The organism is Caballeronia pedi (assembly GCF_001544915.2).
GTDB classification, from domain to species: domain Bacteria; phylum Pseudomonadota; class Gammaproteobacteria; order Burkholderiales; family Burkholderiaceae; genus Caballeronia; species Caballeronia pedi.
Genome location: NZ_FCOE02000007.1, coordinates 295,474 through 303,867 on the forward strand (window position 1 = coordinate 295,474; position 8,394 = coordinate 303,867).

Annotated in this window: 7 protein-coding genes; 3 read left to right on the top strand and 4 right to left on the bottom strand. The window is 62.2% G+C overall.

The genetic code is table 11. From position 1 onward, the window contains the following. Positions 1–187 precede the first annotated feature (187 nt). Positions 188–418 carry a hypothetical protein gene (locus AWB80_RS13880; protein ID WP_143328029.1) on the top strand — a complete coding sequence of 77 codons (231 nt, stop codon included), beginning with the start codon at positions 188–190 and terminating at the stop codon, positions 416–418. A 64-nt stretch (positions 419–482) separates the two neighbouring features. Beyond that, on the top strand, positions 483–1,313 hold the full coding sequence (locus AWB80_RS13885; RefSeq protein ID WP_061175234.1) for an NAD(P)-dependent oxidoreductase: 831 nt from the start codon (positions 483–485) through the stop codon (positions 1,311–1,313). On the opposite strand, the gene AWB80_RS13890 is transcribed toward AWB80_RS13885, so the two are convergent. Then, a complete protein-coding gene (locus tag AWB80_RS13890; RefSeq protein WP_061175235.1) occupies positions 1,310–2,734 on the bottom strand; it encodes an aminotransferase-like domain-containing protein in 1,425 nt (474 codons plus the stop codon). The two genes, AWB80_RS13885 and AWB80_RS13890, sit on opposite strands and share 4 nt — an antisense overlap. A 298-nt stretch (positions 2,735–3,032) precedes the next feature. On the opposite strand from AWB80_RS13890, the gene AWB80_RS13895 reads away from it, so the two are divergent. Beyond that, positions 3,033–3,356, top strand: a complete 324-nt coding sequence (locus AWB80_RS13895; protein WP_061175236.1) for a DUF2917 domain-containing protein — start codon at positions 3,033–3,035, stop codon at positions 3,354–3,356. A 78-nt stretch (positions 3,357–3,434) separates the two neighbouring features. On the opposite strand, the gene acnA is transcribed toward AWB80_RS13895, so the two are convergent. The 3 genes from acnA to AWB80_RS13910 are packed head-to-tail and all read right to left on the bottom strand — an operon-like array spanning position 3,435 to position 8,192. After that, the gene (gene acnA / locus AWB80_RS13900; RefSeq protein WP_061175237.1) at positions 3,435–6,140 is read right to left on the bottom strand and encodes an aconitate hydratase AcnA; all 2,706 of its coding nucleotides are present in this window, start codon (positions 6,138–6,140) and stop codon (positions 3,435–3,437) included. 50 nt (positions 6,141–6,190) lie between these two features. After that, positions 6,191–7,642, bottom strand: a complete 1,452-nt coding sequence (locus tag AWB80_RS13905) for a bifunctional 2-methylcitrate dehydratase/aconitate hydratase (protein ID WP_061175238.1) — start codon at positions 7,640–7,642, stop codon at positions 6,191–6,193. A gap of 31 nt (positions 7,643–7,673) precedes the next feature. Beyond that, positions 7,674–8,192 (bottom strand): hypothetical protein, encoded by a 519-nt coding sequence (locus AWB80_RS13910; protein ID WP_061175262.1) that lies wholly within the window; start codon positions 8,190–8,192, stop codon positions 7,674–7,676. Between the last annotated feature and the right edge of the window lie 202 nt (positions 8,193–8,394).

Consider the following 8,394-nt stretch of genomic DNA (forward strand, 5'->3'; position numbering starts at 1 on the left):
GGGCCGCTTTTTTATTGATCATGATAAGCATGTCGAAATAAATAGAATGACAACGAAAGCCGGACGCAAGCGCCGTGCAATAAGTGTCAGTTTCAAGAGTGTAACCACGTAACACGCCGAAAAAACCATGTAGCCGAATCGCCAGCTTCGTTCACTAGCATAGGTTCGACGATGCCTGGAGAACCGAATGCTAAGCCCTCACGAAATATCGACGCTCATGCTGATCCAGCGCGCTCCTCATCAGGTCGAGTTGTTCGGACAGAGCACCGCGCGTCTTCGACAGGAAGCGCTCGTCGAAATCCGGCGTCTGCCGACCGGCGACCCGATGCCTCTGCTCACGCCCAAGGGACAGGACATGCTGAAGCGCCTCGATGCGCTCTGGAAGCTGCGTTCGCACGAGGCCGACGCGAGCGAGTAGGTCGAGCATGCTTGCGCTCGCAAGGGTATTCTGTGTCACGTTCTCTTAGACACGGAGCCCGCAAGTGACTCAATCGAAACAACTGACCGTCGCATTGCTCGGCGCAGGCAGCATGGGATCGGGCGTCGGCCGCGCGTTGACGCAGGCGGGCGCGCGCGTGCTGACATCGCTCGAAGGCAGAAGCGCCGCAAGCGCATCGCGCGCACACGAGGCCGGCATGGAAGACGCGAGTCTCGACAGCCTCGCGACGTGCGACTTCATTCTGTCGATCGTGCCGCCCGCGGTCGCGATCGAAGCCGCAGAGCGCATGGCACCCGTGCTCGAACGCGCGAGCGTGCGGCCGCTTTACATCGACTGCAACGCGATCAATCCCGATACCGTCAGGAAGATCGCGCGTACGCTGGAGCCGACCGGTACGCCATTCGTCGATGGCGCGATCATCGGCCAGCCTTCCTCGCCGAAGTTCTACGTGTCCGGCCCGCACGCACGGCGCGCGCAACCGCTCGCCGATGCAGGCCTCGACGTGCGCGTGCTCGATGGACCGGTCGGCGCGGCGTCGGCGCTCAAGATGTCGTATGCGGGCATCACGAAGGGGCTCACGGCGCTCGGCTCGGCGATGTCGCTCGCCGCGATGCGCAACGGCGCAGGCGACGCGCTGTTCGCCGAACTCGCGCAGAGTCAGCCCGCGCTGGCCGCGTGGCTCGCGGGCAACGTGCCGCGCATGCCGCCGAAGGCGTATCGCTGGGTCGCGGAGATGGCGGAGATCGCGCAGTTCATAGGCGATGAATTTGCCGAGCATCGCATCTATGAAGGCGCGGCGGGGCTGTACGCGCGGCTCGCGAAAGACAAGGACGCGACGGACGCGCTCGAACGCTTCTTCAAGGAAGCGCGTTAAGCGCGCGCGGTGGCCGCTTCCGTCATCGCTTCGAAGAAGCGCGTCGCGCGCCGGTCGCCCGCATACGCCGAATTGATACGCACCCACGGACACGCTTCGCCGTTCGGGCGGTAATAGCTGCCCGGCGCGAGCGTCACGCCGAACTTCACGGCTTCGTCGACGAGCACGGCCGAATCGTCGATGCCCGGCACTTTCGCCCACACGAAGTTGCCGCCGCTTGGCTCATCGAACACGTCCCAGCCGTAGCCTTCGAGCGTTTGCACCGCGCTCGACAGCGAATCGCGCACGCGCTTGCGCAGCCGCTCCAGATACTTGCGATACGTGCCGCGCTCCAGCAGGCTTGCCGCGACGCTTTCCGCGAAACGCGTGCCGCCGAGGCTCGTCAGCACCTTTACGTCGACGAGATTCTTCACGAGCTCGCGATTCGCCGCGAGATAGCCGATCCGCAGCGACGACGACAAGGTCTTCGACAAGCCGCCGACATAGATCACGCGATCGAACTGGTCGAGCGACGCGAGCCTTTGCGTCGGCACGGCCTGGAAGTCGGCGTAGATATCGTCCTCGACGATCGTGAAGCCGTGCTGCGTCGCGAGTTGCAGCAGCCTGAACGCGACCTGCGGTGCGATGTTCGTCGCGGTCGGATTCTGGAACACGGTGTTGATGAAGAAGAGCTTCGGCTGATGCTGCTTCAACAGCGCCTCGGCGACATCGATATCGGGTCCGTTCGCGAGCCGCGGCACGCCCACGAGCCGCACGCCTTGCAGCTTGAGCAGCCCGAACAGGTTGTAATAGCCGGGGTCTTCGACGAACACCGTATCGCCCGGCTTCAACATGTAGCGCACGACGAGATCGAGCGCCTGACTCGCGCCGTTCGTGATCATCACGTTCGGCAGATCGGCGTCGATGCCGAGCGCGTTGATGCGCATCACGACTTGCTGACGCAGCGTGGTGTCCCCGTGGGGAATCGCGTAGTCGATCACGCTCGGCACGTCGACGCGTGAGGACTGGCGGATCGCCTGCGTGAGACCGTCCACGTCGCGCCACGCTTCGGGAATGAAGCCGCTCGACAGCTTGAGCGTCTCGCCGGGATAGTTGAATTGCTGGAGGATCTGGTTCGATTCCTCTTCGGCGAGGCGCGGATTGCAATTGCCGGCGTTACTCTCGCGTTCCTCGACGTGATTGGCCACGTAGAAGCCGGAACCGTGCTTCGGCTGAATCAGTCCGCGCGACGCGAGACGGTCATACGCCTCGATCACCGGGAAACGGCTGATGCGCTGCTCGGCGGCCAGCTGACGGATCGACGGCAGCTTCGCGCCCGCGAGCACGCGGCGCGAGCGGATCATCGCCTCGATCTGGTTGACGATCTGCTCGGTCAGCGGCACGCCGGTGCCCCCGTCGATGTGAAGCGGAAGTGCGTTCATGATGTCGGAAACTGTTCAGTGAATCGCGGTGAACAGTTCGATTTCTCTGTTCGCCAGTGTCGTGGGGTCATTCGAACCCATCCGAAAAGCCCCGTCAAGACTGGCCGAACGGCTAAGCGAAGTGTTTTTAAAGTGTCAGATCGATATGAACTGTTCACCCAATTTAGCTTAACAGTTCTGCTCTAACTGTTCATAAGTGTTCATTCAAACTGTTCGAAATCAGTCGAATAATAGGATCAACGGCTGCTATTGAATGCGAATGCGGCCTTCCAGTTAGACGATCCGAAGGAGCAGCATCATGCGTGAAATCCGCACATTTGAACTCGATCGGCGCGACGCGCCGACGCGCTGGGTAATCGACCGGCCTCAAATCCTGCGCGTAACGCGCGGGCAAATCTGGGTGACCATCGAAGGCGCAGCCGATGATTACTGGCTGGACGCGGGCGCATCCGTCGAGTTGAAGCCTTACACGACGATCTGGGTCAGCGGAACGGAGGACGCGAGCTGGTTCTCGCTGGCATCCGACTCGACGCGGGGCGGCGCGCGGCGCTTGGCCGAAATCGTCCGCGTGTGGCTTGGGCGCCGTCCGATGTCCGTGAAGCTCGCGACCTTCAAGGCGTAGGACAAAAAAAACCCGGCCGTGCCCGGGTTCAATGTTCCCGCGCTCTTTCGAGCGCGGTCACCTGCAAAACAGGCTTGCTTACGCCGCGAGCAGCGAGCGCAGCACGAACGGCAGAATCCCGCCGTGCTTGTAGTAGTCGACTTCGATCGGCGTGTCGATACGCAGCAGCACCTGCACGCGATCTTCCTTGCCGTCCTTGCGATGGATCACGAGCGTGACTTCCTGCTGCGGCTTGAAGTCGTCGCCGAGGCCTTCGACGTCGTAGGTCTCTTCGCCCGTGATGCCCAGCGTCTGCACGCTGTCCGTGCCCTTGAACTGCAGCGGCAACACGCCCATGCCGACCAGGTTCGAGCGATGGATACGCTCGAAGCTGCGCGCCACCACGGCCTTCACGCCGAGCAGTTGCGTGCCCTTCGCGGCCCAGTCGCGCGACGAACCCGTGCCGTACTCCTCGCCCGCGAAGATGACGGTCTGCGTGTCGGCGTCGATGTACTTCATCGCCGCGTCGTAGATCGACAGTTGTTCGCCGCTCGGCTGGTGAATCGTCAGGCCGCCTTCGATGCGCGTGCCGTCCGCTTTCGCCGGGATCATCAGGTTCTTGATACGCACGTTCGCGAAGGTGCCGCGCATCATCACGTCGTGGTTGCCGCGGCGCGAGCCGTAGCTGTTGAAGTCGGCCTTCTGCACGCCGTTCGCCTTCAGCCAGACGCCCGCCGGCGACGTTTCCTTGATCGAACCCGCCGGACTGATGTGGTCGGTCGTCACGGAATCGCCGAAGATGCCGAGCGCGCGCGCGCCCTTGACGGCCGGGATCGAATCGGCCGGGGACATCGAGAAGTCGCTGCCGAAGAACGGCGGCTCGGCGATGTACGTCGACTTCGGCCAGTCATAGACCTGACCGCTTTCGCCCGCGATCTTGCTCCACAGGTCGCCGTCCTTCGTGAGCTGCGAGTAGTTCTCGCGGAACGCCTTCGCATCCAGCGCGTACTTGAGCAGCGCGTGGACTTCGTCGCTCGTCGGCCAGATGTCGCCGAGATAGATGTCGCGCCCGCCCGTGCCCTTGCCGACCGGCTCGGTCATCAGGTCGCGCGTGATGTTGCCCGCGATCGCGTACGCGACGACCAGCGGCGGCGAGGCCAGGAAGTTCGCGCGGATGTTCGGGTGAATGCGCGCTTCGAAGTTACGGTTGCCAGACAGCACGGCTGCCGCGACGATGTCGTTCTTCGTGATCGCGTCGTTCAGTTCCGGCGTCAGGTCGCCCGCGTTGCCGATGCACGTCGTGCAGCCGTAAGCGGCGAGCGTGAAGCCGAGTTGGTCGAGATAGGGCAGCAGACCGGTCTTCGTCAGATATTCGGTGACGATACGCGATCCCGGCGCGAGCGACGTCTTGATGTGCGGCGCGACCGTCAGGCCCGCTTCGACGGCCTTTTTCGCCAGCAAGCCGGCGGCGAGCAGCACGCTCGGGTTCGACGTGTTCGTGCACGAGGTGATCGCGGCGATCAGCACGTCGCCGTTTTTCACATCGACGCCATCGGTCGTCGTGTACTGGGTTTCGAGCTCCGCTGCCTTCTTGTTGAAGCCGTTTTCACCGACCGGCTTCGAGAACAGGTCGACGAACGTGCTCTTCACGTTGCCGATTTCGATGCGGTCCTGCGGACGCTTCGGACCCGCGAGCGACGGCGCGACCGTGCTCAGATCCAGCGTGAGCGTCTTGGTGTAGTCGATGTCGCCGGCCTTCGGCACGCCCCACAGCTTCTGCGCCTTGAAGTATTGCTCGAACGCGGCGATTTCGGCGTCGGTGCGGCCCGTGCCCTTGAAGTAGTCGATGGTCTTTTCATCGACGGGGAAGAAGCCCATCGTCGCGCCGTACTCGGGCGCCATGTTGCCGATGGTCGCGCGATCCGGCACGCCGATCGAAGCCGTGCCTTCGCCAAAGAACTCGACGAACTTGCCGACGACCTTTTCCTTGCGCAGCATCTCGGTGATGGTCAGCACGAGGTCGGTCGCCGTGCAGCCTTCGCGCAGCTTGCCCTTCAACTCGACGCCGACCACGTCCGGCGTCAGGAAATACACCGGCTGGCCGAGCATGCCCGCTTCCGCTTCGATGCCGCCCACGCCCCAGCCCACCACGCCGATGCCGTTGATCATCGTCGTGTGGCTGTCAGTGCCGACGAGCGTGTCCGGATAGTAGACGCCGTCCTTCTTGTGCACGCCGCGCGCGAGATACTCCAGGTTCACCTGGTGCACGATGCCGATGCCCGGCGGCACGACCTTGAACGTGTCGAATGCCTGCATGCCCCACTTCATGAACTGGTAGCGCTCGTTGTTGCGCTGGAATTCCAGTTTCATGTTCAGGTCGAGCGCGTTCGGCTCGCGGAAGTGGTCGATCTGCACCGAGTGATCGACGACGAGGTCGACCGGCACCAGCGGCTCGATCGCCTTGGGGTCCTTGCCGGCGCGCTTGGCGACGCCGCGCATTGCTGCGATGTCGGCGAGCAGCGGCACGCCGGTGAAGTCCTGCAGCACGACGCGCGCGACCACGAACGGAATTTCATCGACACGCGCTGCGTTCGGCTTCCAGTTCACGAGTTGCTCGATGTGCTCCTCGGAGATTTTCTTGCCGTCGTAATTGCGCAGCACCGATTCGAGCACCAGACGAATCGAAACAGGAAGGCGCTCGATCTTGACCTTCAGCGCGTCGCCGAGCTGGGGCAGCGAATAGAACTTGCCTTTGCCGGAACCGCTGTCGAATTCCTTGAGCGTATTGTGGAGATTGTGGGCCATGGTTATTTTCCTTGGACTAAGACGAGGAAATTGCTCTGGTTGCTGTCAGGCTAAATCACATACAGATCGACGTATTCATTGACCGGCATCGCTTCGAGCGTTGCCTGATCGAGCGATGCCGCGAGGATCGCTTGCTGTTGCTTCTGCGGAAAACGGCGCGCGAGGTTCGTCCTGAACTTCTCGACGAGCAGAGGTATGCCGTCCGCGCGACGGCGCTTGTGACCGATCGGATACTCGACCGCGATTTCATCGAGCGTCGTGCCGTCATTGAATTCGACGGTCAGCGCATTCGCGATCGAGCGCTTCTCCGGGTCGTGATAATCCTTCGTGTATTGCGGGTCTTCCACGCATTCCATCTTCTCGCGCAGCGTGTCGATGCGCGGGTCTTGCGCGATAGCGTCTTCGTAATCGGGAGCGGTGAGGCGGCCGTGAATCAGCGGCACGGCGATCATGTACTGAATGCAGTGATCGCGGTCCGCCGGGTTGTCCAGCGGCCCCTTCTTGTCGATGATGCGAATCGCCGCTTCGTGCGTGCGGATCGTGATTCGCCTGATGTCATCGACGGACTTGCCTGCTTCCTTGAGCCTGCCATGCAAGGTCATCGCGGCTTCGACCGCGGTCTGCGCGTGGAATTCGGCAGGGAACGCGATCTTGAACAGCACGTTCTCCATCACGTACGAGCCGTACGGACGCTGGAACGTGAACGCGTTGCCCTTGAAGAGCACATCGTAAAAGCCCCACGTTTTGGCGGTCAGAGCGGACGGATAGCCTATCTCGCCGGTCTTCGCGATCAGCGCGAGACGCACGGCGCGCGAGGTGGCGTCGCCCGCGGCCCACGACTTGCGCGAGCCCGTATTCGGCGCATGACGATACGTGCGCAGCGCATGGCCATCGACGAAGGCCAAGGAAACAGCGTTGATCAGCTCATCGCGCGTAAGGCCGATCATCTGTCCGACGACTGCCGTGGAAGCCAGTTTCACGAGCAGCACATGATCGAGACCGACCTTGTTGAACGAGTTTTCGAGCGCGATGCAGCCTTGAATTTCGTGCGCCTTGATCATCGCGATCAGGACGTCTTTCATGTCGAGCGGCTTCTTGCCCGAGGCGATCGCGTTACGCGAAAGCCAGTCGGCGGTAGCCAGAATGCCGCCGAGGTTATCAGACGGATGGCCCCATTCGGCGGCGAGCCAGGTGTCGTTGAAGTCGAGCCAGCGGATCATCGCGCCGATGTTGAACGCGGCCTGAACCGGGTCGAGCTGGAATTGCGTGCCGGGCACTTTCGCGCCGTTGGGGACGATCGTGCCGGGCACGATCGGTCCCATCAGCTTGGTGCAGGCGGGGTAGGAGAGGGCTTCGAGTCCGCAACCGAGCGTGTCGATCAGGCAGTTGCGCGCCGTTTCGAGCGCAAGCGCGCTGTCGACACGATAAGTCAGCACGTAGTCGACAATCTCGACGAGTACCTTGTCCGGATCAGGCCGGATGTTGGAGGTCGGTGCGGACATCGAGGGATTCCTGATGTAAATGCTGCCTGAGTTAGTTCACGTTCTTGATGAGCGCTTCAGACTGCGTGGGCGCGGCACCGCCCGCAGCCATTTCCGGCGTCACGCACTCATCGGCCAGGCGCGACGAGTCTTTGTCCGAGAACAGCATCGCTTTCGACGGGATCACGACGAGATCCATGCCCGATGCCGTATCGTGGAAGCGGTCGGCGCCGGTCGTCGTGTCCTGACGCGGCAGCTTGTAGTCCTTCTTGGCCCAGTTCACGGTGACGATGGTGTCACGCTTCATGTCGCCTTTCAGATAGAAAGTATTGCCGTCCTTGCACGACCACTTCACTGCACCTTCGGGGATCGGATCGACCTTGGCCGCAGCGGCCGCTTCGGCCTTGGGGCTGCGCTTGATCAGGCGGCGAGCCGGTGCGGGACGCTTGGCCGTGGACGTGGCCTTGGCCTTGCTCGCGTCGGTCGTCGTCGCAGCGAAGGCGTCGACGCTGACGAAGACGCTCGTCGTTGCCAGCGTGCCGGCGATTGCAGCGATCAGAAGTTTATTCATCGAAAAACCTTTCAAAAACATTGGGGTTGAAAACAGATTGCAGCGCGGCGTGGATTGTCGTTCACATCGAATCCGATCGCGCAGCCCTCTATTTTCGCTTATTTATCGGGAGGAACTTCAAATTCTCCGGTCCGGTGTAATTCGCGCTCGGCCGGATGATCTTGTTGTCGATGCGTTGTTCGATGATGTGCGCCGCCCATCC